Annotated in this window: 27 protein-coding genes and 1 riboswitch; of the genes, 18 read left to right on the forward strand and 9 right to left on the reverse strand. The window is 68.6% G+C overall.

Translation table 11 applies throughout. The features are described from left to right. Positions 1-3: 3 nt before the first annotated feature. Together METUNV1_RS16155 and argS are read right to left on the reverse strand one after the other, a co-directional pair. Positions 4-615 carry an SPOR domain-containing protein gene (locus tag METUNV1_RS16155; protein ID WP_008063633.1) on the reverse strand — a complete coding sequence of 204 codons (612 nt, stop codon included), beginning with the start codon at positions 613-615 and terminating at the stop codon, positions 4-6. Further along, positions 616-2,358: an arginine--tRNA ligase gene (argS, locus tag METUNV1_RS16160; RefSeq protein WP_008063634.1), complete on the reverse strand. Its 1,743-nt coding sequence runs from the start codon at positions 2,356-2,358 to the stop codon at positions 616-618. A 204-nt stretch (positions 2,359-2,562) separates the two neighbouring features. Between argS and ubiB the strand changes: the two genes are divergently transcribed. The 3 genes from ubiB to METUNV1_RS16175 all read left to right on the forward strand — a co-directional run bounded on the left by ubiB (position 2,563) and on the right by METUNV1_RS16175 (position 6,446). Then, positions 2,563-4,089, forward strand: a complete 1,527-nt coding sequence (gene ubiB, locus METUNV1_RS16165) for a ubiquinone biosynthesis regulatory protein kinase UbiB (RefSeq protein ID WP_008063636.1) — start codon at positions 2,563-2,565, stop codon at positions 4,087-4,089. Positions 4,090-4,232: 143 nt separating this feature from the next. Then, the gene (locus tag METUNV1_RS16170) at positions 4,233-4,838 is read left to right on the forward strand and encodes a hypothetical protein (protein WP_008063642.1); all 606 of its coding nucleotides are present in this window, start codon (positions 4,233-4,235) and stop codon (positions 4,836-4,838) included. A 105-nt stretch (positions 4,839-4,943) separates the two neighbouring features. Beyond that, the gene (locus METUNV1_RS16175) at positions 4,944-6,446 is read left to right on the forward strand and encodes a high affinity choline transporter 1 (protein ID WP_008063647.1); all 1,503 of its coding nucleotides are present in this window, start codon (positions 4,944-4,946) and stop codon (positions 6,444-6,446) included. Positions 6,447-6,483: 37 nt separating this feature from the next. On the opposite strand, the gene METUNV1_RS16180 is transcribed toward METUNV1_RS16175, so the two are convergent. The 5 genes from METUNV1_RS16180 to METUNV1_RS16200 all read right to left on the reverse strand — a co-directional run bounded on the left by METUNV1_RS16180 (position 6,484) and on the right by METUNV1_RS16200 (position 10,629). Continuing rightward, positions 6,484-7,179 carry a hypothetical protein gene (locus METUNV1_RS16180; RefSeq protein ID WP_008063649.1) on the reverse strand — a complete coding sequence of 232 codons (696 nt, stop codon included), beginning with the start codon at positions 7,177-7,179 and terminating at the stop codon, positions 6,484-6,486. 347 nt (positions 7,180-7,526) lie between these two features. Next, a complete protein-coding gene (locus tag METUNV1_RS16185; protein ID WP_008063651.1) occupies positions 7,527-7,709 on the reverse strand; it encodes a hypothetical protein in 183 nt (60 codons plus the stop codon). Between the two features lie 227 nt (positions 7,710-7,936). Further along, entirely contained in the window at positions 7,937-9,445 is a 1,509-nt protein-coding gene (locus METUNV1_RS16190) for an ammonium transporter (protein ID WP_043360157.1), read from the reverse strand. Positions 9,446-9,458: 13 nt separating this feature from the next. Beyond that, positions 9,459-9,797: a P-II family nitrogen regulator gene (glnK, locus tag METUNV1_RS16195; protein ID WP_008063653.1), complete on the reverse strand. Its 339-nt coding sequence runs from the start codon at positions 9,795-9,797 to the stop codon at positions 9,459-9,461. 37 nt (positions 9,798-9,834) lie between these two features. Continuing rightward, positions 9,835-10,629, reverse strand: coding sequence for a TorF family putative porin (locus tag METUNV1_RS16200; protein WP_008063655.1), 795 nt, complete (start codon positions 10,627-10,629; stop codon positions 9,835-9,837). A 386-nt stretch (positions 10,630-11,015) separates the two neighbouring features. Here METUNV1_RS16200 and METUNV1_RS16205 point away from each other — a divergent pair, with 386 nt between their 5' ends. From METUNV1_RS16205 to METUNV1_RS16240, 8 genes are all read left to right on the forward strand, one after another. Next, positions 11,016-11,264 (forward strand): accessory factor UbiK family protein, encoded by a 249-nt coding sequence (locus tag METUNV1_RS16205; RefSeq protein ID WP_008063663.1) that lies wholly within the window; start codon positions 11,016-11,018, stop codon positions 11,262-11,264. 80 nt (positions 11,265-11,344) lie between these two features. Further along, positions 11,345-11,932: a YceI family protein gene (locus tag METUNV1_RS16210; protein ID WP_008063664.1), complete on the forward strand. Its 588-nt coding sequence runs from the start codon at positions 11,345-11,347 to the stop codon at positions 11,930-11,932. A 101-nt stretch (positions 11,933-12,033) separates the two neighbouring features. After that, a complete protein-coding gene (locus METUNV1_RS16215) occupies positions 12,034-12,609 on the forward strand; it encodes a YceI family protein (RefSeq protein WP_008063665.1) in 576 nt (191 codons plus the stop codon). 152 nt (positions 12,610-12,761) lie between these two features. Beyond that, a complete protein-coding gene (locus tag METUNV1_RS16220; RefSeq protein WP_008063667.1) occupies positions 12,762-13,340 on the forward strand; it encodes a DJ-1/PfpI family protein in 579 nt (192 codons plus the stop codon). Between the two features lie 65 nt (positions 13,341-13,405). Beyond that, the gene (locus METUNV1_RS16225) at positions 13,406-13,789 is read left to right on the forward strand and encodes a ribbon-helix-helix domain-containing protein (RefSeq protein ID WP_008063668.1); all 384 of its coding nucleotides are present in this window, start codon (positions 13,406-13,408) and stop codon (positions 13,787-13,789) included. Continuing rightward, positions 13,789-14,292, forward strand: coding sequence for a YgjP-like metallopeptidase domain-containing protein (locus tag METUNV1_RS16230; RefSeq protein ID WP_008063670.1), 504 nt, complete (start codon positions 13,789-13,791; stop codon positions 14,290-14,292). Before METUNV1_RS16225 ends, METUNV1_RS16230 begins: the two co-directional genes overlap by 1 nt. A gap of 31 nt (positions 14,293-14,323) precedes the next feature. Next, a complete protein-coding gene (locus METUNV1_RS16235) occupies positions 14,324-15,247 on the forward strand; it encodes a patatin-like phospholipase family protein (protein ID WP_043360194.1) in 924 nt (307 codons plus the stop codon). Between the two features lie 14 nt (positions 15,248-15,261). Then, positions 15,262-15,690, forward strand: coding sequence for a cupin domain-containing protein (locus METUNV1_RS16240; protein WP_139026393.1), 429 nt, complete (start codon positions 15,262-15,264; stop codon positions 15,688-15,690). 119 nt (positions 15,691-15,809) lie between these two features. On the opposite strand, the gene METUNV1_RS16245 is transcribed toward METUNV1_RS16240, so the two are convergent. Together METUNV1_RS16245 and METUNV1_RS16250 are read right to left on the reverse strand one after the other, a co-directional pair. After that, positions 15,810-15,953 carry an entericidin A/B family lipoprotein gene (locus METUNV1_RS16245; protein ID WP_008063673.1) on the reverse strand — a complete coding sequence of 48 codons (144 nt, stop codon included), beginning with the start codon at positions 15,951-15,953 and terminating at the stop codon, positions 15,810-15,812. 32 nt (positions 15,954-15,985) lie between these two features. Further along, positions 15,986-16,375 (reverse strand): hypothetical protein, encoded by a 390-nt coding sequence (locus tag METUNV1_RS16250; RefSeq protein ID WP_008063674.1) that lies wholly within the window; start codon positions 16,373-16,375, stop codon positions 15,986-15,988. Between the two features lie 156 nt (positions 16,376-16,531). Between METUNV1_RS16250 and METUNV1_RS16255 the strand changes: the two genes are divergently transcribed. The 7 genes from METUNV1_RS16255 (at position 16,532) to METUNV1_RS16285 (ending at position 25,275) form a co-directional block, all read left to right on the forward strand. Beyond that, entirely contained in the window at positions 16,532-17,107 is a 576-nt protein-coding gene (locus METUNV1_RS16255) for an NnrU family protein (RefSeq protein ID WP_008063675.1), read from the forward strand. Between the two features lie 15 nt (positions 17,108-17,122). Beyond that, on the forward strand, positions 17,123-17,551 hold the full coding sequence (locus METUNV1_RS16260) for a PPC domain-containing DNA-binding protein (RefSeq protein ID WP_008063676.1): 429 nt from the start codon (positions 17,123-17,125) through the stop codon (positions 17,549-17,551). Between the two features lie 366 nt (positions 17,552-17,917). Then, positions 17,918-19,585 carry an ATP-binding domain-containing protein gene (locus METUNV1_RS16265; RefSeq protein ID WP_008063680.1) on the forward strand — a complete coding sequence of 556 codons (1,668 nt, stop codon included), beginning with the start codon at positions 17,918-17,920 and terminating at the stop codon, positions 19,583-19,585. Then, the gene (locus METUNV1_RS16270; RefSeq protein WP_008063682.1) at positions 19,582-21,042 is read left to right on the forward strand and encodes a cobyric acid synthase; all 1,461 of its coding nucleotides are present in this window, start codon (positions 19,582-19,584) and stop codon (positions 21,040-21,042) included. Before METUNV1_RS16265 ends, METUNV1_RS16270 begins: the two co-directional genes overlap by 4 nt. Before the next feature lie 208 nt (positions 21,043-21,250). Next, positions 21,251-21,471, forward strand: a riboswitch (cobalamin riboswitch). 123 nt (positions 21,472-21,594) lie between these two features. Next, a complete protein-coding gene (locus METUNV1_RS16275; RefSeq protein ID WP_008063687.1) occupies positions 21,595-23,439 on the forward strand; it encodes a TonB-dependent receptor domain-containing protein in 1,845 nt (614 codons plus the stop codon). A 31-nt stretch (positions 23,440-23,470) separates the two neighbouring features. Continuing rightward, on the forward strand, positions 23,471-24,493 hold the full coding sequence (locus METUNV1_RS16280) for a FecCD family ABC transporter permease (RefSeq protein ID WP_008063689.1): 1,023 nt from the start codon (positions 23,471-23,473) through the stop codon (positions 24,491-24,493). Then, positions 24,490-25,275, forward strand: coding sequence for an ABC transporter ATP-binding protein (locus METUNV1_RS16285; protein ID WP_008063690.1), 786 nt, complete (start codon positions 24,490-24,492; stop codon positions 25,273-25,275). The genes METUNV1_RS16280 and METUNV1_RS16285 overlap by 4 nt, the downstream gene beginning before the upstream one ends. Positions 25,276-25,287: the final 12 nt, after the last annotated feature.

Genomic DNA, 25,287 nt, shown 5'->3' on the forward strand with positions numbered 1-25,287 from the left:
GTGTCATCGGACAACCGATGCCTCGATTCCGTTCTGAGCCAGTTCAGCGCGGGTGCGCTGCATCTCCTCCGCGCTGGCGAAGGGGCCGAGCCGCACGCGGTAGAGCGTGCCCTTGCCGGCCACCGTGCCCTTCTGCACGCTGGATTCCAGACCGATCAACGCAAGACGCGCCCGCAGGTTGTCCGCTTCTTCTTCCGAAGAGAACGCGCCGGCCTGCAGGATGAGCTTGGCCACCGGGGCGTCCGCGGCCGGTGCAGCCGGTGCAGCCGGTGCAGGTGCCGGCGCCGCCTCTGCGGCGGGCGCGGCCGGCTTGTCGTTGCCCGGGGCCTGCGCATTGCCCGGCAGCAGGTCGTAGAAGTCGAAGCGCTTGGTTTCGGCCGGTGCCGGCACGGCGGCCTTGTCGCCCGGCTTGCCCGGCAGTGCCGCCGGCTGCGACGGGGCCAGGCCGGGGGCCGGCGCGTTCTCGCGCACCTGCAGCGGCAGCGAGGAGCCGTGGATGTACCACATCACGCCGGCACTCAGCACCACGCCCAGCACCAGGCCGATGAAGATGCCGACCACGGTGCCGCCGCGGCTCTTGCGGGGCGGGGCCTTCTTCTGCGGGGCTTTGGCCATTTACATGGTTTCCGGGGCGGACACGCCGAGCAGGGCGAGGCCGTTGGCGATGACCTGCCGAGTGGCCGCCGCCAGCGCAAGGCGGGCTTCGCGCACGGCCAGATCGTCCACCAGCATGCGCGAGGCGTTGTAGAAGGCGTGGAAGTCGGACGCCACGTCACGCAGGTAAAAGGCCACCGAGTGCGGTGCGCGGTCGGCCACTGCCGCGGTGATCACGTCCGGGAATTCGGCCAGGCGCTGGGCCAGCAGCAGTTCCTTCTCGCCGGACAGGCTGTCAACCGGCACACCCTGCAGCAGCGACAGGTCCAGCGCGTGATTGGCCACCGCTTCACGCAGCACCGAGCAGATACGCGCGTGCGCGTACTGGATGTAATAGACCGGGTTGTCGTTCGATTCCGACTTGGCCAGATCGAGGTCGAAATCCAGATGCTGGTCGCTCTTGCGCAGCACGTAGAAGAAGCGCGCGGCGTCGTTGCCCACTTCGGCGCGCAGGTCGCGCAGCGTGACGAAGTCGCCCGAACGCTTGCCCATGGCCGCTTTCTCGCCGCCGCGGTAGAGCACCGCGAACTGCACCAGCGCGATTTCCAGCCTGTCCGGGTTCTCGCCGAGCGCGGTCAGCGCGCCCTTCACCCGCGGAATGTAGCCGTGGTGGTCGGCGCCCCACACGTCGATCACCAGATCGAAGCCGCGCGCGAACTTCTCGGCGTGGTAGGCGATGTCGGACGCGAAATAGGTGTAGATGCCGTTGTCGCGGCGGACCACACGGTCCTTCTCGTCACCGAAATGGGTGGAGCGGAACCACAGCGCGCCGTCCTGTTCGTAGATGTGGCCGGCGTCCTGCAGGCGCTTCACCGCGCGGTCGACCGCACCGTTGGTGTGTAGCGACTGTTCCGAATACCACACGTCGTAATGCACGCGGAATTCGCCCAGGTCGTTGCGCTGGTCGGCCAGCATGGCATCCAGCGCGAAGCGGTGCACCGTCCACCAGTCGTCGCCGAGCGCCTTCTTGGCGGCAGCGATCAGCGCGTCGAGCTGGGCGTCGGCGGTGTCGCCGGGCACCGAGGCGTCCGGCAGGTCGGCGGTCGGGCGGTTCAGGCGTGGGCCCTGCTGCACGAACAGTTCGGCGCCGATGTCGCGCACGTAATCGCCGCGGTAACCGTCGGCCGGGAATCTGATCGCGCTGCCCTGGGTTTCCATGTAGCGCAGCCACACCGACACCGCCAGGATGTCCATCTGGCGGCCGGCGTCGTTCACGTAGAACTCGCGGGTGACCGCGTAGCCGGCGGCTTCCAGCAGGTTGGACAGCGCCGAACCGTAGGCCGCACCGCGGCCGTGGCCGACGTGCAGCGGGCCGGTCGGGTTGGCCGACACGAATTCGATCTGCACCTTCTTGCCCGCGCCGCTGTCGGAGCGCCCGTAGCGTTCGCGTTCGGTGAGGATGCGGCCGACGATGGCCTGCTTCACCGACGCGCTGAAGAAGAAGTTGATGAAGCCGGCGCCCGCCACTTCGGCGCGCTCGATCAGCGTCGACGGCGGCAGTTCGCGCACGATGCGCTCGGCGATCACGCGCGGGTTCTGCTTCAGCGCCTTCGCGAGCTGCAGGGCCACATTGCAGGCGAGGTCGCCGTGGGCGGCCTGCTTCGGGCGGTCGAGGATGATGTCGGGCGCGGCGAGATCCGGTGCCACGCTGGCGAGCGAGGCATGCAGCAGACGGGTCAGTTCCAGGCGCAGTTCGGGGGTCATGGATGAAACAGGGGCGCAGGGCGCGGATGCATTCGGAAGCGGCGAAGTATAACGCGAGCCCGTGGCCGCCTTCCCGGCGCGGCTTCCGGGCCGGCGGCCCTTCTTGTACAGTGCGCGCTCCCCGCGCGCCCGCCGAATTTGGAAACATGACGTTTCACGCCGCCCGTCCGACCCCGATCACTGCCCTGACGAGGGGCTGAGCCGATGCGCTGGTTGCGACTGCTCAAGATCGTGACGGTCAGCCTGCGTTATGGGCTGGACCAGATGCTGATCGATGCCGGCAGCAGGCTGCGCTTCGCCGGCCTGCTGCGTGTCACCCGGCTCGGCCGCCGCTTCGACGCGCCGCGCGCGGTGCGGCTGCGGCAGGCGCTGGAGGCGCTCGGCCCCATCTTCGTGAAGTTCGGACAGATGCTGTCCACCCGGCGCGATCTGCTGCCGCCGGATCTGGCCGACGAACTGGCCAAGCTGCAGGACCGCGTGCCGCCCTTCCCGTCGGAACAGGCGATTGCCCGGCTGGAGGCCTTCTATGGCCGGCCGCTGGCGCAGGTGTTCGCCCGCTTCGAAACGCAGCCGGTGGCGTCCGCCTCGGTGGCGCAGGTGCACTTCGCGCTGCTGCCCAGCGGCGAGGAGGTGGCGGTCAAGGTGCTGCGGCCGGGCATCGAGCACATCATCGCCAACGACATCGCGCTGATGGAAACTGCGGCCGCGCTGCTCGAACGGGTGTGGTCGGAGGGTCGCCGGCTGAAGGCGCGCGAGGTGGTGGCGGAGTTCTCCAAGCACCTCGGCGACGAACTGGACCTGATGCGCGAGGCGTCGAACTGTTCGCAGCTGCGCCGCAACTTCCGCGACTCGCCGCTGCTGTCGGTGCCCGAGGTGTACTGGGACTACTGCGGCCCGACCGCGATGGTGATGCAGCGCATGCACGGCCTGCCGATCTCGCAGGTCGATGCGCTGCGCGCCCAGGGCGTGGATATGGCCGCGCTGTCGCGCGCCGGTGTCGAAATCTTCTTCACCCAGGTGTTCCGCGACGGCTTCTTCCACGCCGACATGCATCCGGGCAACATTTTCGTCGCCCCGGACGGCCAGTACATCGCGCTCGACTTCGGCATCATGGGCACGCTGACCGACGTCGACAAGAACTACCTGGCGCAGAACTTCCTCGCCTTCTTCCAGCGCGACTACAAGCGGGTGGCGCAGGCCCACGTCGATGCCGGCTGGGTGCCGCGCGGCACCCGGGTGGACGAGTTCGAGGCGGCGATCCGTGCGGTGTGCGAGCCCATCTTCGACAAGCCGCTGAAGGAAATCGAGTTCGGCCGCACGCTGCTGCGGCTGTTCCAGGTGTCGCGCCGCTTCAATGTCGAAATCCAGCCGCAGCTGGTGATGCTGCAGAAGACGCTGCTCAACATCGAAGGTCTGGGCCGCCAGCTCGATCCCGACCTCGATCTGTGGAAGACCGCCAAGCCCTTCCTCGAGCGCTGGATGAACGAGCAGATGGGCTGGCGCGCGCTGCGCCGCAAGCTGGCGGAAGAGGCGCCGGGCTGGGCGCTCACGCTGCCCGAACTGCCGCGGCTGGCGCACCGGGTGCTCGGCCGCGCCGCCGAGTTCGACGTGACGCAGGAGCCGGCCGCCGCCGAGCGCCGTCACCGTGGCCTGATGCGCTGGCTGCGCGTGCTCTGTCTGCTGGTGGCCACGCTGATCGGCGTGGAGCTGTGGCGGCTGTTCGGGAGCTGATCCCGAGCCTCATGCTGCCGCCCTAAAGTCGGACGGGCCACCGTCGTTAGTGCTGCTTCATGCCGCGAGAGCACAACGATGAAAACGATCCCGGTGTTTCAGATTCGGTACGCATGCGCGTCGTCCTGCTGGAGGCCCGCGCAATGAACTTTCCCTCGGTACGCATGGGCGCGCTGGCCGGGTCCATGACCCGTTCCATGCACGGCGCGGCCCTCACCTTCTCCAAGGTCGTGGCCGACCGGGTCGGCATGTCGGTGCTGGACGTCGCACTGGTCGACCGCGGGGGGCTGGAAGGCAGTCTGCACGGGCTCGATCGCTACAGTGGTGGCCGGCTGTGCATGATCACGCAGCGCATGCGCACCGCCGACGACCTCCATACGCAGGGCATGCTGGTGCTGCCGGAGGAGGGCGCCCGGCTGATCGTGCGCCGCATGCTCGGTCTTCCGGTGCTGCTGGGCGAACTGTCCGAGCTGGAACAGGACGCGCTGTCCGAGCTCGGCAGCATCGTGATCGACGCCTGCCGCGGCGGTCTGGGCGGGGCTTTCGGCCTGCAGGCCGAAGCGGCGCAGCCGGCCGTGGATCTGACCGACGCCGAGAGCGGCTTTTCGCTGGACGATACGCTGCATAACGCGCTGGTCACCCAGCTGCACATCCACCTGTCCGGCCTGCGGGTCGAAGGCCGGGTGGTGCTCGAAATGGTGGCTGATTCCGCGCTGCCGGTGCTGCCGCGCTATCGTCTTTCGGCCTGACCGAAAATCAGCCTCAAACCCCCGTACACGCCCTGATGCGCGCCGCTATCATTGCGGTCGCGCGGCGTCGTGCCGCGCCGCGCATCCTGTCTTGCCGGGGCTTTCATGCTGATCTGGTTCGTCGTGCTCTATCTGATGGTGTCGGTCGGCATCGGCCTGTTTGCCGCGACCCGTGTCCATAACGCCAAGGATTTTGCGGTGGCCGGGCGCAGCCTGCCGCTGCCGGTGGTCACCGCCACGGTGTTCGCCACCTGGTTCGGCGCCGAGGCGGTGTTCGGCGTGTCGGCCCAGTTCGTCACCTCCGGCCTGGGCGGCGTGGTGGCCGACCCCTTCGGTTCGTCGATGTGCCTGATCATCGCCGGCTTCTTCTTCGCCTCCAAGCTGTACAAGCTGAACATCCTGACCGTCGGCGACTACTACCGGATGCGCTACAGCCGCTCGGTCGAGGCGATCACGTCGATGTGCATCGTGGTGTCCTACCTGGGCTGGGTGGCGGCGCAGATCAAGGCCATGGGCCTCATCTTCTTCATGGTGACCGATGGCGGCGTGAGCCAGCATGCGGGCATGGTGCTGGGCGCGCTCATCGTGCTCACCTACACCACCTTCGGCGGCATGTTCTCGGTGGCCATTCTCGATTTCGTGCAGATGGCGGTGTCCATGGGCGGCCTGCTGTACATCGCCTGGATCATCAGCGGCCTGACCGGCGGCGTCGCCCCGGTGATCGAGCACGCGTCGGCAGCCGGCAAGCTCGACTTCTTCCCGCCGGCCGACCCCTGGCTGTGGATCACCTTCATCGGCGCCTGGCTCACCATGATGCTGGGCTCGATTCCGCAGCAGGACGTGTTCCAGCGCGTCACCTCGGCAAAGACCGCGAAGACCGCGGTGGCCGGCTCGGTGCTCGGCGCCAGCATCTATTTCGTGTTCTGCTTCGTGCCGATGTTCATCGCCTATTCGGCGACGCTGATCGACCCGGCCACCTTCGGCGCGCTGATCGAGGAAGATTCGCAGCGCGTGCTGCCGACTCTGGTGATGCAGCACACGCCGCTGATCGCCCAGATCCTGTTCTTCGGCGCGGTGCTGTCGGCCATCATGAGCTGTTCGTCGGCCACGCTGCTGGCGCCGTCGGTCACCTTCGCGGAAAACATCGTCAAGGGCTTCTACCCGCGCATGAGCGACCGCCAGCTGCTGTTCGTGATGCGCGGTGCCATCGTCGGCTTTGCCAGCGCGGTGCTGGCGGTGGCGCTCAATTCGGAAAGCAGCATTTTCGGCATGGTGGAGAACGCCTACAAGGTGACGCTGGCCGGTGCTTTCGTGCCGCTGTTCTTCGGCGCCTTCTGGAAGCGCGCCACCACGCAGGGCGCCCTGGCCGCCATCATCGGCGGTCTGTCCTCATGGCTGCTGGTCGAGGTGCTGGTTGGCGAAGCCAGTCTGGTGCCGCCGCAGCTGATCGGCCTGGTGGTGAGCGCCACCGGCATGGTGATCGGCTCGCTGCTGCCGCAGTGGGTGGGCCACCGGATGCCGCACGAGCCGGACCACGCCGCGCTGCATCATCACGCGGCGGCCGGCACTCACCACGCCGCACCCGGGCATCACACGCCGCATCGCTGAAACGAAGTACCGCCGCCGGGGGCTGCGTGACAGGCGCTCAGGGCGCCTTGCCGGCCGCCTCCTGTGCCGCTGCCTTGGCCGCGGCTTCCGCCTCGCGGCGGGCATGCTCTTCCTCGCGCTTTTTCACCCGTTCGTCGATGGCGGCCGCCTTTTTCCGCTGGTCGGCGGCGCGCTGGGCGGCCCGGGCGTCTTCCTGCTTGCGGCGTGCTGCCAGTTCGGCATCTTTGCGGGCCTGTTCGCGCGCCTGTGCCTCGGCCTGACCCGCCAGTTCGGCGTCCTTGGCCGCGCGCGCCGCAGCGGCCGCTTCGCGCTGGGCGTCCTGCTCGCGTGTTTTCGCGTTGACCTCGATCGCCTTCTCGCGCCGGGCCTCCGCCGCGCGCTGCTTGTCCGCGCGACGCGCCTCGGCCGACCGGCGGCGGATGTCGCGCTCGATGTCGCCGGCCTGGATCTCCAGCCGGCGGGCGGCGGTCGTGCTGCCACGATAGGCCTCGTCGGCGCGTTCCAGGCAGGACGACACCAGCGTGCGCTGCCAGCATTCGGTGTAAGCGGCGTCGCGTACCCGCACCGCCTCTTCCTTCTTCGTCTTCGCCTGTTCCTTCAGTTCGGCCGCCTGGGTGCGCATCCGGTCGCGTTCCTCGTCCGGAAAATCGTCGACCGGTGCTTGCGCATGAATGAGACCGGCGGCGGCGAACGCCGCCAGTCCGGTCAGGGTGCGCAGGGCAAACTTGTTCACGTGCTGTCCTCTTGCTTGGGGGGCGGCGCGCTGTGACGCCGCCGCCGGTTCATCGATCCGGAGCGATCCGTGCCCGCTCGCGGCCGGAGCGCCCGTGATCCTACTCTGCAACCGTGATCGACCGCGACCGGCTGCGCTTCCTGCAGCAACGCGGCAGCGCGCATGAGGACGTACATGCGCTGCGCGAGGTTGCGCAGCGGGCCGGTTTCCGGATCTGCAGTGCGCGGGTCGCAGGGGTGAGGACAGGCGGCGCAGTGGGCGCCGGCGCCGTAAGGCGAGGGTCGCGCCGATCGCAGGGTGTTCGCGGCCTGCGCGTGATGTCCGTATCGGGGCAGGCCGCGGCCCGGTCAGATCTGTACCGTGCTCGAAGGACGCAGCACGTAGCCCACCACCGCCAGTCCGCCGAAGCACAGCGCCGCGCCGGACAGGCCGGCGACCAGGGCGGAGGCCGACGCGACGGCGCAGAAGGGCAGCGCGTGGCGTGTCGCCGAACGGTAGCCGGCGCGCATGAAGCGATTGATCCGTTTCATTTCCGTCTCCTGCAGAGGGGGAGGTCAGTGTGGCCCGGTCTGGCGCGGGATCATCGCGACAATAGCGCGGAATTCCATGTGCGATTCGTGCGATTTCAGACACTTGGAGGCGAAACTTCGGGTCTTGTGTGTCTTTGTGTAAGGGTGAAACGGCGGCGAAACAAGGGCGAAAAAAAGGGCGCCCGAAGGCGCCCTAACCATTGCTGGAGGAGTGTTCTGTCCGTCGATCAGAGACGGTAGGCGGTTTCGCCGTGGGCGGTCACGTCCAGGCCTTCGCGCTCTTCGTCTTCCGGCACACGCAGGCCGATGAAGATATCGACCAGCTTGAAGGCGATGAAGGACACGACGGCAGTCCAGATGATGGTCACGCCGACCGCGGTGGCCTGGGTGATCACCTGACCCATGATGTCGTAGCCTTCGGCCACGCCGTTGGTCACGTAGTCATACACGCCGGTGCCGCCGAGCGAGGGCGAGGCGAACACGCCGGTCAGGATGGCACCCAGGATGCCGCCCACGCCATGCACGCCGAACACGTCGAGCGCGTCATCGGCGCCGAGCATGTGCTTCAGGCCATTCACGCCCCACAGGCAGACGATGCCGGACACCAGACCCATGATCAGGGCACCCATCGGGCCGACGAAGCCGCAGGCCGGGGTGATGGCGACCAGACCGGCCACTGCGCCCGACGCTGCACCCAGCATCGACGGCTTGCCCTTCAGGATCCATTCGCCCATCAGCCAGGACACGGTGGCGGCGGCGGTGGCGATCAGCGTGGTGGCGAAGGCCAGCACGGCGGTACCGTTGGCTTCCAGGTTGGAGCCGGCGTTGAAACCGAACCAGCCCACCCACAGCAGCGAGGCGCCGACCATGGTCATCACCAGCGAGTGCGGCGCCATCGATTCCTTGCCGTAGCCGACACGCTTGCCGACCATGTAGGCGCCCACCAGACCGGCCACGCCGGCGTTGATGTGCACCACGGTGCCGCCCGCGAAGTCCAGCGCGCCCTTGGCCCACAGGAAACCGGCGTTGCTGGTGACGGTGGCCAGGGTTTCAGCCGAGGTGATCGCGTCCGGGCCGTCCCAGTACCACACCATGTGCGCGACCGGGATGTAGCTGAACGTGAACCACAGCACCGAGAACAGCAGCACGGCGGAGAACTTCACGCGCTCGGCGAAGGCGCCGATGATCAGTGCGGCGGTGATGCCGGCAAAGGTCGACTGGAAGGCGGCGAAGATCATTTCAGGGATGTACACACCCTTGCTGAAGGTCGCGCCCAGCGAATCGATGGTGACGCCCTTCAGGAAGAGCTTGTCCAGCGTGCCGATGAAGGGGTTGCCCGCGGTGAAGGCCAGCGAGTAGCCATACACGAACCAGAGCACCACGATCAGCGAGAACACGGTCATCACCTGCATCAGGATGGACAGCATGTTCTTCGAACGCACCAGGCCGCCGTAGAACAGCGCCAGGCCCGGCACCGCCATCATGATGACCAGGATGGAGGCCAGCATCATCCAGACGGTATCGCCCTTGTTGAAGCTGGGGGCCGGTGCGGCTTCGGCCGCAGCGGGTGCCGCTTCGGCGGCGGCCGGAGCCGCTTCCGGTGCAGCGGGGGCAGCAGCCGGCGCAGCCGCTTCCGCGGTCGCGGCGGCAGGCGCTGCCGGGGGGTCTTCTGCCATGACAGGCGCTGCCAGGCCGATGGCCAGCGTGGCGCACAGGATGCTCAAAAAGCGCTTCATCTCCCGTTCTCCCTTAAAGCGCATCAACGCCGGTTTCACCGGTGCGGATGCGGACGACCTGTTCGAGCTCGAATACGAAAATCTTGCCGTCACCGATCTTGCCGGTGCTGGCGGACTTCTCGATCGCTTCGACGACGCTGTCGACCAGCTCATCGCTGATCGCCGCTTCGATCTTCACCTTCGGCAGGAAATCGACCACGTATTCCGCGCCGCGGTACAGCTCGGTGTGGCCCTTCTGGCGGCCGAAGCCCTTGACCTCGGTGACGGTGATGCCCTGCACGCCGATGGCGGACAGCGCCTCACGCACTTCGTCAAGCTTGAACGGCTTGATGATGGCAGTGACTAGTTTCATGACATTCCCCTGGCAGATGCCTTGAAGCGTTTGTGGATCAGAAGGTCTTGGTCAGGAATACGACCGTCTGGCCGTCGCCCAGATACTTGCCCAGCGCGTTGGTGTAGAACGCTTCCTGAGTGCGGTTCATGCTGGTGTCAGTGTAGTAGGCACCGACGGTGAAGCCCTGCGGCAGCGCGTACGAGGCGCCGATCTTCCAGTCTTCGTACGAGGCGACCGAGTCGTTGCTCACGCCGCCGTTCGAACCCTTGAATTCCTGGATGCCGTAGTGCAGGTTCAGCGTGAGCGATTCGGTGATCGGGTAGTTGGCCTGCAGGTCGAGGTACCAGGTGCCGGACGAGTTGTTCACGCCGAAGGTGTCGCCCATGCTGTACGAGTACTTGGCCGACAGGAACTTCCAGCCCACCGCCACGTAGGCTTCCAGCGTGTCCGCCTTGACGGCGCCGGCGACGCGGTCACCCGGGTAGATGTACTGCAGCAGGCCCACGTCGTAGGTCACGCCGCTGTCGCCGAAGGCGCCGCGGTAGCCGCCGTACACATCCAGTTCGAGGCTGGACGAGTTGTAGCCGGTCACTGCGGACGAGTCGGTCAGCCACGAAATGTTCGAGCCCCAGGTGCCGATGTAGAAGCCGCTGGCGTGCGAGTAGTCGAAACCGCCCTGCAGCGCGATGTCTTCATTGGTCTGGCTGATGCCGCGGAACACGTACTGGCTGAACAGGCCGACGTTGCCGGTGAAGGTGTGCGGGCTGGCCGGCTCTTCCTCGGCGTGAGCCGACAGGGCGGGCAGGGTCAGGGCACTGGCGAGCGCGGCGGCGATCAGAGTCTTTTGCATGAGGTTCACTCCTGGATTGTTGGGAAGACTGCTCGACCTTCCTTGCATGGAGCGTGCCAGCAAAAGAATCCACGTTTATTCAATGGCTTGTAATGTTTTGACACGAATGACTGCGCGCACCTCGCGGCCCCTTGCCCCAAGTTCACGCGCAGGAAAACCGGTGGGCACCAAAGCGGTGCGCAAAGGGTCGGGTTCGGTTGTCCGGCTCGCCGGCGTGCGCGAAATCGGTGCCCGCGCGCACCGGATCACACCATCGTCATGCATTGCCGGGTCTGCCGGTTCGCGTCAGTGCGGCCTTTGACGGCACAATGCGCGGCGTGGCGGCCGCTGTCGGCGGTTCGAGGCGTGCCGCGTTGTATACATATGCTGACTGTCAGGAGAGTGCGATGCTCAATCCCAAGATGCTCGAAGAATTGTCCAGCCGCTTTTCCGAACTGATCGCCGCCAGCCCGGCGCGCGATCTCGAAAAGAACGCCAAGGCCATGGCCAGCGCCATGTTCTCGCGGCTGGATCTGGTCACGCGCGAGGAATTCGACGTGCAGAAAGAGGTGCTGGCGCGCACCCGCGCCCAGCTCGACGCGCTGGAAGCACGGGTGGCCGAACTGGAGCGACGCCTCGCCGCAGGCGAGCGCTGATCCGGCCGGCCGCGGAATCCCGCGGAATCTTTTCGTCGCTGGCGCATCAACACCAGCGACTGCACTCAGATGGAGAATCCATGATCTTTCCGCATTTCGCGACTGTCGCCCGCACGCTGACCGCGTCGGTCGTGCTGGCCGGCCTCGCGTTCGCCCAGCCGGCCGCAGCGGCGTCCTACACCCGCGTGCTGCCCGAGAAGAGCACGCTCGCCTTCGTGTCGAGCCAGATGGGCGTATCGGTGGACGGCAGCTTCAAGCGCTTCACCGCCACGCTGGATTTCGACCCGGCGAAGCCGGAAGCCGGCAAGGCCACGCTGGACATCGATCTTGCCTCCATCGACGCGGGCGGACCGGAAGCCAATGACGAGGTGAAGGGCAAGAACTGGTTCGACGTGAAGCAGTTTCCGACCGCCCGCTTCGTGTCCAGCTCGGTCAAGCCGCTCGGCAGCAACAAGTACGAAGTGCGCGGCCAGATGACCATACGCGGCAAGTCGCGCGACGTGGTCGCACCCTTCACCCTGAAGCCGGACGGCGCGGGTGCGGTGCTGGAAGGCGGCTTCCAGCTCAAGCGCCTGGACTATGGCATCGGCACCGGCGCCTGGGGCGACACCTCGGTCGTCGCCGACGAAGTGCAGATCAAGTTCCGGCTGACCGTGGCCGGCAAGTAAGCGGCCCTCCGGCCACATCCTCCATTCGAACGGCGGCCGGCACGACCGGCCGCAGGCGACGGGCGTTTCGCCCGCCCGCCATCCTTACCGGGAGTTTCCGCATGAAGAAGACCCTGATCGCCCTGTTCGGCGCCTTCGCCGGCCTGTCCATGACCGCCGGCGCGATGGCGGCCGACAGCTTCACGATAGACAGCCGCCACACCTTTCCGGTGTTCGAGGTGAACCACCTCGGCTTCTCGACCCAGCGCGGCCGCTTCAACAACGTGACCGGCAAGATCATGCTGGTGCCGTCGCAGAAGAGCGGCAGCATCGAGGTGACCATAGACAGCGCCTCGATCGACATGGGCATGGACGCCTGGGACAAGCAGATGCGCGGCGAGGATTTCTTCAATGTCGAGAAATTCCCGAACATGAGCTTCAAGTCCACCAGGCTCGTCTACGACGGCGACAAGCTGGTTGGCGCGGAAGGCGATTTCACGCTGCTGGGCGTGACCAGGCCGGTCAAGCTGGAGGTGAAGGGTTTCACCTGCGGCACCCACCCGATCAACAAGAAGGCCCTGTGCGGCGCCGACATTTCCACCGTCATCAAGCGCTCCGAATTCGGCATGACCAAGTACGTGCCGAGCATTTCCGACGACGTCGTGATCAAGATTCCGGTCGAGGCGTTCAAGGACTGATCCTGCACGCGACGGGCGCGGCGAGCGGCCGCGCCGGCGTTGCCCGGTGCGGGCATCGCGCTGTGTTAACCCGCTACCACCCCGCCTGTCCCTGTCCGTAGCACGTTAGCGGCCTGCGCGCGCCGCGCGCATCCACACGTGAGGAGACGGACATGAAGGCAAAGAAAATCCTGCTGCTGGCCGGTGATTTCGTCGAGGACTACGAAATCATGGTGCCCTTCCAGGCGCTGCAGGCGGTGGGCCACACCGTGCATGCGGTGTGTCCGGACAAGAAGGCGGGCGACCAGATCGCCACCGCCATCCACGACTTCGAAGGCCAGCAGACCTATTCCGAGAAGCGCGGCCACAACTTCACGCTGAACGCCACCTTCGACAGCGTGAAGGTCGAGGATTACGACGCGCTGGTGATTCCGGGCGGCCGTGCGCCGGAGTACCTGCGCATGGACGACAAGGTGCTGGCCATGGTCCGTCACTTCGCGCAGGCCGACAAGCCGATCGCCGCCATCTGTCACGGCGCCCAGCTGCTGGCCGGCGCCAAGGTTCTTGAGGGCCGCCTGTGCTCCGCCTATCCGGCCTGCCGCGCCGAGGTCGAGCTGGCCGGTGGCCGCTATGCCGACATCGCGATCGACGGCGCCGTGACCGACCGCAATCTGGTGACCGCGCCGGCCTGGCCGGCCCACCCGGCGTGGATTTCGCAGTTCCTCGCGGTGCTCGGCACGCGCATCGAGTAAGCGGACGCTGCGGGGCGCGTGCGCCCCGTCTGCGCTGTCTACAATAGGCGCAGGAGGTGTCACCCATGTGCCAGATCTTCATCCGTGCCGATCCCGAGCTCTACGTCATGCGCAGCCGTTCGCTGCGGCTGCGCGGCGTCGCCACCAGCATCCGGCTGGAGAACCAGTTCTGGGACGTGCTGGAAGAGATCGGCGCGCGCGACGGCCTGACGCTGCCGCGGCTCATTTCGAAGCTGTACGACGAACTGGCCGAAGCGGGCGGCGGCGATGGCGCCCACCTGCTGCCGGCCAACTTCACTTCCTTCCTGCGCGTGTGCTGCGGCCGCTACATGGCGCTGCAGCTGGCGGGCGCGATTCCGGCGGACACCCGGGTCGCGATTTCCTCGCTCGACGCCGAGCGGGTGCTGGCCGCCGAACGGCCGCGCACCGCGGCCAACAAGGTGGCCTGATGACGGTACTGAAGTACCTGTCGGCCTACCCGGCCCACATCCAGGACCAGGTGCGCGCGCTGATCGAGCAGGACAGGCTGGCCGAGACGCTGCGGGTGCGCTATCCGGACCGGCACGCGGTGCGCAGCGATTCGGCGCTGTACGACTACGTGCTCGAACTGAAGAACCGCCATCTGCGCACCGCGCCGCCGGTCAGCAAGGTTGCCTACGACAGCGGCCTCGGTCTGGTGGCGAAGGCGCTCGGCACGCAGACCACCATTTCGCGGGTGCAGGGCGCGAAGCTCAAGAGCAAGCGGGAAATCCGGGTCGCCACGCTGTTCCGCGACTGCGCGCCCGAATTCCTGAAGATGATCGTGGTGCACGAACTGGCCCACCTGAAGGTGCGCGACCACGACAAGAGCTTCTACGCGCTGTGCGAGCACATGGAGCCGCGCTACCACCAGTACGAATTCGACCTCAGGCTGCACCTGACCTGTCTCGATCTCGCCGGCCGCGCAGCCTGAGCGGCAGCGGCGCTACACTGCGCCGATGGACATGACCCTGCGCCCGCCCACCGTTTCCCTCGTGCTCGGCTCCGGCGGTGCCCGCGGCCTGGCCCACATCGGCGTCATCCGCGAACTGCAGGCCCGCGGCTACGACATCCGCGCCATTTCCGGCTCGTCCATGGGCGCGGTGGTCGGCGGCATCCATGCCGCCAGCGGGCTGGACGCCTATGAACAGTGGGTGACCGGCCTGGCGCAGTCCGACGTGTTCCGGCTGCTGGACTGGACCTTTTCCGGCGGCGGCCTGATCCGCGGTTCGCTGCTGATGAGCCGGCTGCGCGATCTGGTTGGCGACTGCGATATCGAGGCGCTGCCGCTGCCCTATACCGCGGTGGCGGTGGACATCGAGCGCGGCCGCGAAGTGTGGTTCACCGATGGTCCGCTGTTCGAGGCGATGCGTGCGTCGATGGCGGTGCCCTCCATCTTCACGCCCCATCCCTACCGCGGCCGCATGCTGGTCGATGGCGGTCTGTTGAACCCGGTTCCGGTGGCGCCCACCCAGCGCACGCTGAGCGATCTCACCGTGGTGGTGGACCTGAATGGCGAGGCGGCCGATCCGCCGCCGCTGCGCAAGGCGGCCGGTGACGACGCGCCCGGCCTGCTTGCCCGGCTGCGCGGCTATCTGCCTGGCGGCAGCGACGACACGCAGGCCGCAGCGACCCGTCTCGCGATGTCCGATGTGCTGATGCGGTCGCTCGAAACCATGCAGTCCGCCATCACCCGCCAGCATCTGGCCACCTTCTGGCCCGACGTGGTGATTTCGGTCCCGAAGAACGCCTGCGCCTTTCACGAGTTTCATCTGGCGGCGCCGCTGATCGCGCTTGGCCGCACGCTGGCGGCCGAGGCGCTGGATGCGTTCGAACGCGGCCGCGCCCGCAACGGCCACACACCACTGCGCACCGACCGCGGACAATGAACCGGACACCGTCCATGCAGGCAGCACACGCCCTGATGCTGGCCGCGCTGTGCGCCGGCCTGGCCCACGCGCAGCAGACGCCGCGGCTGATCGATCCGGCACAGGCGGCGTGGTTCAGCCCGCCGCCGCTGCCGGCGCTGAAGGCCGCCTGGCTGGCCGGCAGCGAAGCCGGCGCCGGCCCCTACCTGCTGCGGGTGCGTCTGGCGGCCGGCGGGCGCATTCCGCCGCACACCCATCCGGACAGCCGCTACACCACGGTGCTGTCCGGCACGCTGTACGTCGGCTTCGGCGATGCGATGGACGAGGCGCAGGCGGTCGCGGTGCCGGCCGGCACGGTGTATGAGGCCCCGGCCGGTGTCCGCCACTGGGTGTGGGCGAAGGACGGCGACGTGGAGTACCAGGAATCCGGCGTCGGTCCGACGGCCACCCATCTGCCGCACTGAACCGGGCGGCCGGCGCAAAAAAGAAGCCCGGTTCAGCTTCGAACCGGGCAAGCGCAGGGAGGAGGATGGCGCCCGGCCGCGGAGGCGCCGGGATGAAACCGGGCATGGGCCCGGCTGCGTTACATCTTTTCCTGGACGTTGCGGGCCGCGTCCTGCACCTTCTCGCCACCGGCTTCGATGTCCTTGCCGGCTCCGGCAATCGTGTTGCAGCCGGCCAGCGCGAAGCCGGCGCATGCCATCAGCAGCGTGATCAGTCGTTTCATGGTCGTTCTCCTGTCAGCCTTCGGTCAGCGGGTCAGGTCCGGTTGCGCAGCTGCGCAGCGGTCGGGCGGAAATCGCCCTCGTCATCCCTGTCCAGCGTCAGCATCAGGCCGTCCTCGACCGGCTGCAGCCGGTAGTCCGGCACTGCCAGCCTGAGCCCGGCATCGCTGCCGCGGGAAATGCGCACCATCGCGTAACGGGCGGCGCGGTCGCCGTGGCGGGCGGCGATGGTCTGTTCGACCACCCCCACCGTGGCGCCGTCGGCGTCGAACACCTCGCGTCCGTCCATCGCGGACTGGGCGAGGACGGCGGCCGTGGGAGCGGGGTCGGCGACGCGGCTGCCGCGGCCCAGCTGGTAGGCGGCAAGCAGCGCGATCACCGCCAGGGCTCCGGCCAGCGCGGACAGGAACATGCGAACTTTCATCGTCGGCCTCCGTCTTCACGACACGCTGCCAGTATGCGAACTCCATCCTTTTCCGCCTGTCGTCCGGCGCGGCGGGACGATGTAGGACAAATCCTGCACGGCCGGGCCGCGCTAGCATGCATGCCTGTATCAAGGCCCGGGCGGAGGCAAGGACGGATGGCGGCACTGATTGCAGGACTGTGGCTGGTGATCGGCGTGCATGCGCTGCGGCTGGTCGCGCCGGGCCTGCGCGGGCAGGTGATCGCGCGCCACGGTGCGGGCGTGTGGCGGGCGCTGCACTCGCTGGCCTCACTGGCCGGTTTCGCGCTGCTGGTGTGGGGCTATGGCCAGACCCGGGCCGATCCGCTCTGGCTGTGGCTGCCGCCGCCGTGGTCGCGCCATGCCACCGCGACGCTGATGCTGCCGGCTTTCGTGCTGCTCGCCGCCTCCCTGCTGCCCGGATCGCGCATCGCCGCCCGGCTGCGCCAGCCGCTGGCCGCCGCGGTCGCGCTGTGGGGCGCCGCCCACCTGCTGGCCAATGGCACGCTGGCCGACCTGCTGCTGTTCGGCAGCTTCCTGATCTGGGCGCTGATCGACTTCGTGCTGCTGCGCCGGCGTGAAGCGGATGATGGCGGCACGCGGCCGGCGGCAGGCGTGGCCCGCGACCGGCAGGTGCTGCTCGCCGGCGGGGCCGGCTGGGCGGCGTTCGCGTTCTGGCTGCACGGCCCGCTGATCGGCGTGCGGCCTTTCTGAAGGAGTGTCCACAGCATGATGACCGTGCATATCGAAAGACTGCGCCCGGGAGACGACCTGCGCCGCAGTCTGGAAGCGTGGGCGAAGCGGCAGGACCTGGGCGCTGCCTTCGTGCTGTCTGCGGTCGGCAGCCTGTCGCCGGCCATGCTCAGGCTGGCTGGCCGCGACCATCCGACGGTGATCGACGGCGACAGCGAACTGCTCACGCTGTCCGGCACCATCAGTGCGCAGGGCGTGCATCTGCACATGTCGGTCGCCGACGCCGATGGCAACGTGACCGGCGGCCACCTGCTGGCGGGCAGTATCGTGCGCACCACGATGGAACTGGTGCTCGGCATCGCCAGCGGCTGGCAGATCCGGCGCGAGATCGACCCGGTCACCGGCTTCGAGGAAATGGTGGCCGAGAACCACGATGAACTGCTGGGTGCGCGCGGCCCGGACTGAGCGTGCCGCGCATGTGCGCAGAACTTTTTTGTCTTCGCTGCCTAATAAATAGGCAACACCGTTGACACTGGCGCCCGGCGGGCGATTGCCGCGGCTATACATTTTTCGCTCACACAGTTGTCCACAGATGCTGTGGATGGCGACGTCGCGGACACCGCCGATGATGCCGGATGCATCGCCGCCTGTGGATCAGTGCAGTGGACACCCGGTTCATGCTCCCGCTGCCTAAAAATGAGGCAACCCTATTGACTCCCGCTTCCGGCGGGGCTGTCGCTGTGGGCGGGTGCATCTTGTCCACAGAAGTTGTGGATAACAAATGCGGTGCCGCGTGTAAGCTCGCGGCTTTCCGAATCAGGACTTCCGGACGTGGCGAAAGTCATTCCCGACGGCTGGCGCGAACTGGCGTCTGCCGATGCCGGCGGTGCCGCAGAGCGCGAACTGGCCACGCTGGCGCTGCTGGAGCGCGGGCTGCCCGCCGACTACACCGTCTATCACGGTGTGCACTGGACCCGGCTCGACGAAGGCGGCTTCTCGATCTACGGCGACATCGACTTCGTCGTGGTCAATGCCGCCGGCGACCTGCTGGCCATCGAACAGCGCAGCGGTTTCCTCGAAGAAGGGCCGCAGGGCCTCAGTTCGCGCCGGCGCGGCCGCGACCGCAATGTCGCGGTCGGCATCGCGCGCGCGCGGCACGCGCTGTCCACCCGGCTGGCTGCGCGGCTGGGTGGTTCTGCGCCACGCATCGAATACCTGCTGTACTGCCCGGACCACTTCGTCCGCCAGGCGCACACCGCCGGCATCGACGCGGAACGCATCGTCGATGCCGCGGTGCGCGACCAGCTCATCCCGCGCATCCGCGCCATCCTGCCGCCGGGCGAGCACAGCGGCCACGGGCCGGAGGTGCACCGCTTCCTGCGCGACGAAATCAAGCTGGAACCGGATGTCGCCGCGCGGCTGGGCATGGCGCGCGAGCGCATCACCCGGGTGTCCGGCGGGCTCACCCAGTGGGCGCGCGCGCTCGACTTCCAGCCCTACCGGCTGCGCGTGGTCGGCACCGCCGGCTCCGGCAAGACCCAGCTCGCGCTGGCCGAATACACCGCGGCGATCGAGGCCGGCCGGCGTCCGCTCTACGTGTGCTTCAACCGTCCGCTGGCCGACCACCTGGCGCAGATCGCGCCGGAAGGCGGCCTGGCCTGCACCTTCCACCATCTGTGCGAACGGGTGCTGGCCGCGCACGGCGAGCGCCCGGACTACGCCAAGCCGGACGCCTTCGACGCGATGATCGCGCGCGCCGGTGAACTGCCGGTGCCGGACGACCTCCTGTTCGATGCCCTCGTCGTCGACGAGGGCCAGGACTTCAATGCCGACTGGGCCGACCAGCTGTGGCGGCACGCGCGCGACGGCGCCCGCCGGCTGTGGCTGGAAGACCCGATGCAGAATCTCTACGCGCGTCCGCCGGTCGAGCTGCCAGGCTGGGTGACGCTGCACGCGCACAGCAATTTCCGCAGCCCGCGGCCGGTGGTGCGCATGCTGCAGACCCTGATGGAAGGCGTGATGCCGGGCGCCGAGCGCATCGAGGCGGCGTCGCCCTTCGACGCCGACGAGGTGGCGGTGCTGGCCTACTCGCAGGCACACCCGCTCACCCAGCGGGTGAAGGAGGCGATACGGCTGTGCTTCGCCGCCGGCTTCCACGCGCAGGACGTGGCCATCATCAGCTGGCGCGGCCGCGACCAGTCGGAACTGCTGCGCCACGACCGGCTGGGCGCCAATGCGCTGCGCAGCTTTACCGGCCAGTACGACCTGCTGGGCCAGCCCGAGTATTCGGGCGGCGAGGTGCTGATCGAATCGGTGTACCGCTTCAAGGGGCAGTCGGCGCCGGCGGTCATCCTGGCCGAAATCGATTTCGACACGCTGGACGAACGCACGCTGCGCAAGCTGTTCGTCGGTGCCACCCGCGCCATGATGAAGCTGGTGCTGGTGGCCAGCGAGCGCGCCGCCGGCACGCTGGCTGAAAGACTGGGGCCGCAGGCATGAGCGCAACGATGCCCAATGCGCTGATGATCCAGGGCACCACCTCGGACGCCGGCAAGAGCACGGTGGCCGCCGGCCTGTGCCGCAGCCTGCACCGGCGCGGTGTGAGGGTGGCGCCGTTCAAGCCGCAGAACATGGCGCTCAACAGCGCAGTCACCGCCGACGGCGGCGAGATCGGCCGCGCCCAGGCGCTGCAGGCGCAGGCCTGCGGACTGGCGCCGCACACCGACATGAATCCGGTGCTGCTCAAGCCCAATTCCGACACCGGCGCCCAGGTCATCGTGCATGGCCGCGCGCTGGCCAACATGGAAGCGCGCGCCTACCACGACTACAAGCGGGTCGCGATGGAGGCGGTGATGCAGTCCTGGCGGCGGCTCACCACGCAGTACGATTTCGTCGTGGTCGAAGGCGCCGGCAGCCCGGCGGAAATCAATCTGCGCGACCGCGACATCGCCAACATGGGTTTCGCGCTGCCCAACCGCTGCCCGGTGGTCATCGTCGCCGACATCGACCGTGGCGGCGTGTTCGCCCATCTGGTCGGCACGCTGGACTGCCTGTCGGACGAGGAGCGCGCGCTGGTGCGCGGCTTCGTCATCAACCGCTTCCGCGGCGACCGCGCGCTGCTGCGCTCCGGCGAGGACTGGCTGGAGCGGCGCACCGGCCTGCCGGTGTTCGGCGTGCTGCCGATGCTGAAGGGCCTGCACCTCGACGCCGAGGACGCGATACAGACCGGTCAGTCGTCGGCCGGACAGGGCGCGCGGCTGCGCGTGGTGGTGCCGGTGTTTCCGCGCATCAGCAACCACACCGACGTTGACGCGCTGCGCGCGCATCCGCAGGTCGATCTGCTGTTCGCACCGCTGGACCGTCCGCTGCCTGCCTGCGACCTCGTCATCCTGCCCGGCAGCAAGAGCGTGCAGGGCGATCTGGCGGCGCTGCGCGCCCACGGCTGGGACACGCAGATCGCCCGCCACCTGCGCTACGGTGGCCGCGTGCTCGGCATCTGCGGCGGCATGCAGATGATGGGCCGCATGCTGCACGATCCGCTCGGTCTCGAAGGCGCGCCGGCCAGCGTGGCCGGACTGGCCCTGTTCGACTACGACACCACGCTGGCACCGGAAAAGCAGCTGCGCGTGGTCGAGGGCCGGCTGCGGCCGGGCGGCCAGCCGGTGCGCGGCTACGAAATCCACATGGGCGTGAGCACCGGCCCGGCGCTGGCGCAGCCGGCGGTCGATCTGGCCCACGGCCCGGACGGCGCCCGCTCGGCCGACGGCCAGCTGATGGCCACCTATGTGCACGGCCTGTTCGACGCGCCGGACGCGTGCGCCGCGCTGCTCGCCTGGGCCGGGCTGGAACAGGCGCAGCCGCTCGATCTCGCGGCGCTGCGCGAAGCCAGCCTGGACCGGCTGGCCGACTGTCTCGAAGCGGAAATCGACATCGACCGGATGTGCGGCCGCGCCTGAGGGTGCGGGTGGAGCGCTGCAGGCTTCGGTGGGCGCGGCGACCCCGCCGCGATGCGGCCTTCGGTTATGCGCGGTCTCCGGTTCAACGTCACCATCGCGGCGAGACGCCGCGCCCGCGGATTCCTGTCCGGTCTCCGCATCGACCGCAGCCTTCCGCCGGTTTGGGCCTTCCGCCGCCCGGTGGTATCGTGCGCGGCTGTTCCGCTGATGCGGAACGCGCATTCGAGGTGCCCGACGCCGTTCCGGCCGAGGGTTGAACGGGAAGCAGGTGCGCGAGCTCCGCTCGCAAGGCCTGCGCTGCCCCCGCAACGGTAAGCAGACGACGCGCATCGGTACGCCACTGGGCTCCGGCCTGGGAAGGCGATGCGCCGCGACAGTGCTCCTGTCGCCACTGCGAGCCCGGATACCGGCCACGGATGCACGAGCGGTCATGCCCGGGGTGCGGCATCGCGACGGAGGCGTGCCGCGCCTGCGTGGTGTGCGTCCCGGTCATGGCTTCATGACACCGCGGTCGTTCGGGGACGGGCGGCCGCTGCAGGGAGCACAACTACAATGCCTCGCCTCACCCCGGTCGCCGCGCTCGTCGCGGGTGCCGCCACGCTTCTTTCCCAGTCCGCAGCCGCCCAGCAGACGATGCATCCGGTGGTCATCACCGCCAACCGCGTCGAACAGCGGGTACAGGACACGCTCGCCGACGTGACCGTGGTCGACCGCGAACAGATCGAAACCGCCGCGCAGTCCACGCTGACCGAACTGCTGGCCCGCCAGCCGGGCATCCAGATGACCAGTCAGGGCGGCCCCGGCGCCAGCACCGACTTCTTCATCCGCGGTGCCGATACCCGCCAGAGCGTCGTGCTGATCGACGGCGTGCGGGTGGGCTCCGGCTCCAGCGGCACCGCCGCGCTGCAGTACCTGCCGCTGTCGCAGATCGAACGCATCGAGGTGCTGCGCGGTCCCGCGTCCGCGGTCTATGGCGCTGACGCGATCGGTGGCGTGATCCAGATCTTCACCCGCCGCGGCGAGCCCGGTCTGGACTTCGACCTCTTCACCGGTGCCGGCAGTTACGGCACCAGCGACAGCCGTGTCGGCCTGCGCGGCGGCAACGGCGTGATCGACTTTTCGCTCGCCGGCAGCCTGTATCACACGCGCGGTTTCAGCACGACCAATCCGGACATCAATCTGGGCGTGGCTGCCTCCCGCCGCAACTACAACCCGGACCGTGACGCCCACCTGAACCGGAGCGTGAGCGGCTCGGTCGGCATCACGCCGCAGACCGGCACGCGCCTGTCGGTCAGCCTGCTCGACAGCGAAGGCTACAACGAATACGACTCCGGGCTGGCTTTCGTGAATACCCGCAACGTGTTCAACAACAGCGTGCTCACCGCCGCCGCCGAACACGCGTGGACCGACTGGCTCACCACCACGCTGCGCTTCGGCCGCAGCATCGAGGACTTCACCAGCTATGCGCGGACCTCGCCGCGTGGCAACGACTTCCGCACCGAACAGACCACGCAGGCGCTGGAGGCGCGGGTGAAGCTGCCGCTGGGCACGCTGTTCGGCAGCATCGAGCGGCTGGAGCAGGACGTGCTGTCGGTGACGCCCACCGTCGTGAACATCGACCAGACGCGCCGGGTCGATTCCGGCCAGCTGGGCTGGACCGCGCAGATCGACCGTCACCTGCTGCAGGCGAACACCCGGCATGACCGCTACACCGGCGGCTCGGGCAAGGCCACCGGCAACGTCGCCTACGGCTATCGCCTGACCGACGAACTGACCGCACGCGCCGCCTACGGCACCGGCTACCGGCTGCCCACCTTCAACCAGCTCTACTTCCCGAACTTCGGCAATCCGGACCTGAAGCCGGAATCGTCGACCAACCGCGAAATCGGTCTGGCCTGGCAGCGCAAAGGCACCCGTCTCGCGGTCACCGCCTACGACAACCGGGTGCAGAACCTGATCAATTCGCGCGCGCCGCTGGTGAACGTGGCCGAGGCGCGGCTGAAGGGCGCCACCTTCGAGGCGGCCACCTATGTGTTCGGCCATACCGAGCTGCAGGGCAGCGTGGACATTCTGAGCGCGCGCGACGAAGACACCGGTCTGCGCCTGCAGCGCCGCGCCGCGCAGACCGCCACCGTCACGGTGCAGCAGCACATGCTGGCGGGCCGGGTGGGGGTCGAGGTGCAGGCGGTGGGCGACCGCTGGTCCGAGCCGGGCGAACTGCGCCGCATGGGTGGCTATGCGCTGCTCAACCTGTTCGGCGTGTGGAAGGCCTCGCCCGAAGTGTCGGTCGAGGCACGGGTGAACAACCTGAACGACCGCCGCTATACCTCGGTGTTCGGCTACGAAACTTCGGGTGCGAACGCCTTTGTCGGCGTGCGCTACACGCCGCGTTTCTGAGCCGGCTGCCGCCGCTGGGTACACTGCCTGCATGAGCCGCCACCCGCCCGCCGCCCTTCTGCCGTCGTCCGCCGCCCTGCGCGCGGGCCGGCGGCGCGCGTGGGTACTGCCGCTTCTGGCGCTGGCGCTGGGCGCCGCCTTCGCGCTGGCGCTGGCGGTGGGCAGCGTGACCGTCAGTGCGGCCGAACTGTGGCGGATCGCGACCGGCGACGACGCCGGCACCGCCGGTGCCATCGTCACCTCGCTGCGCCTGCCGCGCGCGCTGGCCGCCGCCGCCTGTGGCGGCCTGCTTGCGCTGGCCGGGGCGCTGATGCAGGTGCTGCTGCGCAATCCGCTGGCCGACCCGTATGTGCTGGGCATTTCCGGCGGTGCGGCCGTGGGTGCGCTGCTGGCCATGCTGGCCGGTGTGGCCGGCCTGCTGCTTGAAGTGTCCGCCTTCGCCGGCGCGCTGGCCGCGATGGCGCTGGTGTTCGGGCTGTCGCACGGTCAGGGCAGCCGCACGCCCACCCGCCTGCTGCTGACCGGCGTCATCGTGTCCGCCGGCTGTGGCGCCGCGGTGTCCTTCATCCTCGCGGTGGCGAGCGAACAGTCGCTGCGCGGCATGCTGTTCTGGCTGATGGGCGACGCCAGCACCGCCAGCCGCCCGGGCGTCGCCGTCGGCGCGCTCGTGGCCGGGCTGGTCGCCTGTGCGCCGCTGGCGCGCGATCTCAACCTGCTGGCGCGTGGCGACGGCACCGCGCAGACGCTGGGCGTGCCGGTTGTCCGCCTGCGACTCATGGTCTATCTGCTGGCGTCGGCGCTGACCGCGATCGCGGTCACCACGGTCGGCTCGGTCGGCTTCGTCGGTCTGGTCGTGCCGCACCTGATCCGGCTCGCTTTCGGCAACGACCAGCGCCTGCTGCTGCCGGCCAGCGCACTGGCCGGGGCCACGCTGCTGCTGCTGGCCGACACCGCGGCGCGCACCGTCATCGCGCCGGCCCAGCTGCCGGTCGGCGTGCTGACCGCGCTGCTGGGCGTGCCGGTGTTCCTGTTCCTGCTGAACCGCCACCGATGAGCGCCGCCGCCTGCCCGCCGCTGCTGTCCGCCCGGAGCCTCGACGTGTCGGTGGCCGGCCGCGCGCTGTGCACCGGTCTCGATCTGGACGTGCGGCCGGGCGAACTGCTGGCCATCGTCGGCCGCAACGGCATCGGCAAATCGACGCTGCTCGGTACGCTGGCCGGGCTGCGCACGCCTGCCGCCGGCACGCTCACGCTGGAGGGTCGTGCGCTCGCCGACTGGCCGGCGCGCGAACTGGCGAAACGGCGCGCGCTGCTGGCGCAGTCGCACGAGGACCACTTCGCCTCCACCGTGCTCGACACCGTGCTGGTCGGCCGCCATCCGCACATCGGCCGCTGGTCGGACGAAAGCGACGCCGATGTCGACATCGCGCTGGCGGCGCTGGCGGCGGTCGCGCTTCGCGGCTTCGAACTGCGCGAGGTGCGCACGCTGTCCGGCGGCGAACGACAGCGCGTGGCGATCGCCGCGCTGCTGGCGCAGCAGGCGCCGGTGTGCCTGCTGGACGAACCGGTCACCCATCTCGATCTCGACTATCAGATCGAAACGCTGGAACTGTTCGCGCGGCTGGCCCGGGACGAGGGCAGGGCGGTGGTGGCGGTGCTGCACGACCTGAACCAGGTGCTGCGCTTCGCCGACCGCGCGCTGCTGCTGACCGGCGGCGGCCAGTGGGTATGCGGGCCGGTGGACGAAGTGCTGCAGGCGGAGGTGCTGTCGCGCGCCTTCTGCCATCCGCTGAAGGAATTGCGCGACGACGGCCGGCGCTATTTCGTGCCGGCGTGAGTGAATGAAGCG

This window comes from Methyloversatilis universalis FAM5, from assembly GCF_000214035.2.
Classification (GTDB): Bacteria; Pseudomonadota; Gammaproteobacteria; order Burkholderiales; family Rhodocyclaceae; genus Methyloversatilis; species Methyloversatilis universalis.

Excerpts from the sequence above, each read along its gene's own strand:
- METUNV1_RS16155 (WP_008063633.1), bottom strand. The coding sequence starts at position 615 with ATGGCCAAAGCCCCGCAGAAGAAGGCCCCGCCCCGCAAGAGCCGCGGC.
- argS (WP_008063634.1), bottom strand. The coding sequence starts at position 2,358 with ATGACCCCCGAACTGCGCCTGGAACTGACCCGTCTGCTGCATGCCTCG.
- ubiB (WP_008063636.1), top strand. The coding sequence starts at position 2,563 with ATGCGCTGGTTGCGACTGCTCAAGATCGTGACGGTCAGCCTGCGTTAT.
- METUNV1_RS16170 (WP_008063642.1), top strand. The coding sequence starts at position 4,233 with ATGAACTTTCCCTCGGTACGCATGGGCGCGCTGGCCGGGTCCATGACC.
- METUNV1_RS16175 (WP_008063647.1), top strand. The coding sequence starts at position 4,944 with ATGCTGATCTGGTTCGTCGTGCTCTATCTGATGGTGTCGGTCGGCATC.
- METUNV1_RS16185 (WP_008063651.1), bottom strand. The coding sequence starts at position 7,709 with ATGAAACGGATCAATCGCTTCATGCGCGCCGGCTACCGTTCGGCGACA.
- METUNV1_RS16190 (WP_043360157.1), bottom strand. The coding sequence starts at position 9,445 with ATGAAGCGCTTTTTGAGCATCCTGTGCGCCACGCTGGCCATCGGCCTG.
- glnK (WP_008063653.1), bottom strand. The coding sequence starts at position 9,797 with ATGAAACTAGTCACTGCCATCATCAAGCCGTTCAAGCTTGACGAAGTG.
- METUNV1_RS16200 (WP_008063655.1), bottom strand. The coding sequence starts at position 10,629 with ATGCAAAAGACTCTGATCGCCGCCGCGCTCGCCAGTGCCCTGACCCTG.
- METUNV1_RS16205 (WP_008063663.1), top strand. The coding sequence starts at position 11,016 with ATGCTCAATCCCAAGATGCTCGAAGAATTGTCCAGCCGCTTTTCCGAA.
- METUNV1_RS16210 (WP_008063664.1), top strand. The coding sequence starts at position 11,345 with ATGATCTTTCCGCATTTCGCGACTGTCGCCCGCACGCTGACCGCGTCG.
- METUNV1_RS16215 (WP_008063665.1), top strand. The coding sequence starts at position 12,034 with ATGAAGAAGACCCTGATCGCCCTGTTCGGCGCCTTCGCCGGCCTGTCC.
- METUNV1_RS16220 (WP_008063667.1), top strand. The coding sequence starts at position 12,762 with ATGAAGGCAAAGAAAATCCTGCTGCTGGCCGGTGATTTCGTCGAGGAC.
- METUNV1_RS16225 (WP_008063668.1), top strand. The coding sequence starts at position 13,406 with ATGTGCCAGATCTTCATCCGTGCCGATCCCGAGCTCTACGTCATGCGC.
- METUNV1_RS16230 (WP_008063670.1), top strand. The coding sequence starts at position 13,789 with ATGACGGTACTGAAGTACCTGTCGGCCTACCCGGCCCACATCCAGGAC.
- METUNV1_RS16235 (WP_043360194.1), top strand. The coding sequence starts at position 14,324 with ATGACCCTGCGCCCGCCCACCGTTTCCCTCGTGCTCGGCTCCGGCGGT.
- METUNV1_RS16240 (WP_139026393.1), top strand. The coding sequence starts at position 15,262 with ATGCAGGCAGCACACGCCCTGATGCTGGCCGCGCTGTGCGCCGGCCTG.
- METUNV1_RS16245 (WP_008063673.1), bottom strand. The coding sequence starts at position 15,953 with ATGAAACGACTGATCACGCTGCTGATGGCATGCGCCGGCTTCGCGCTG.
- METUNV1_RS16250 (WP_008063674.1), bottom strand. The coding sequence starts at position 16,375 with ATGAAAGTTCGCATGTTCCTGTCCGCGCTGGCCGGAGCCCTGGCGGTG.
- METUNV1_RS16255 (WP_008063675.1), top strand. The coding sequence starts at position 16,532 with ATGGCGGCACTGATTGCAGGACTGTGGCTGGTGATCGGCGTGCATGCG.
- METUNV1_RS16260 (WP_008063676.1), top strand. The coding sequence starts at position 17,123 with ATGATGACCGTGCATATCGAAAGACTGCGCCCGGGAGACGACCTGCGC.
- METUNV1_RS16270 (WP_008063682.1), top strand. The coding sequence starts at position 19,582 with ATGAGCGCAACGATGCCCAATGCGCTGATGATCCAGGGCACCACCTCG.
- METUNV1_RS16275 (WP_008063687.1), top strand. The coding sequence starts at position 21,595 with ATGCCTCGCCTCACCCCGGTCGCCGCGCTCGTCGCGGGTGCCGCCACG.
- METUNV1_RS16280 (WP_008063689.1), top strand. The coding sequence starts at position 23,471 with ATGAGCCGCCACCCGCCCGCCGCCCTTCTGCCGTCGTCCGCCGCCCTG.
- METUNV1_RS16285 (WP_008063690.1), top strand. The coding sequence starts at position 24,490 with ATGAGCGCCGCCGCCTGCCCGCCGCTGCTGTCCGCCCGGAGCCTCGAC.